We start from the raw sequence: 329 nt of genomic DNA, 5'->3' as shown, positions 1-329 counted from the left end.
TCGACTTTACGGTGAAGTACCGTTCTCAGGTGGCAGAATTCATTATCAAAGATACCGGGCCAGGGATAGAGGCTTCCTACCTTGCACGTATATTCGAACCTTTTGAAAGGGTGCGTAATACACATACACCGAATGTGCAGGGGACAGGTCTTGGTTTGACTATCGTGAAGCTCTTAACTGAAGTAATGGGTGGAGAGTTACAGGTCGACTCAGAACTTGGGAAGGGCAGTTGTTTTAAGGTGAGCTTAATGCTGCCCTGGGTGAACAATACTCAGCAGGTAGAAGAAGCCGTTAAGGCCAAGATAGTTGGCTACGAAGGTTATCAGCGA

General features: G+C 47.1%; 1 protein-coding gene. It reads left to right on the top strand.

The window, feature by feature from the left end:
* Window positions 1–11: 11 nt before the first annotated feature.
* Window positions 12–329: HAMP domain-containing sensor histidine kinase (locus A3729_RS10835; protein ID WP_231877418.1), on the top strand; the 318-nt coding region annotated here is incomplete at its 3' end.

Source organism: Oleiphilus sp. HI0043, assembly GCF_001634935.1.
This window is presented reverse-complemented; position numbering and strand designations above follow the sequence as displayed.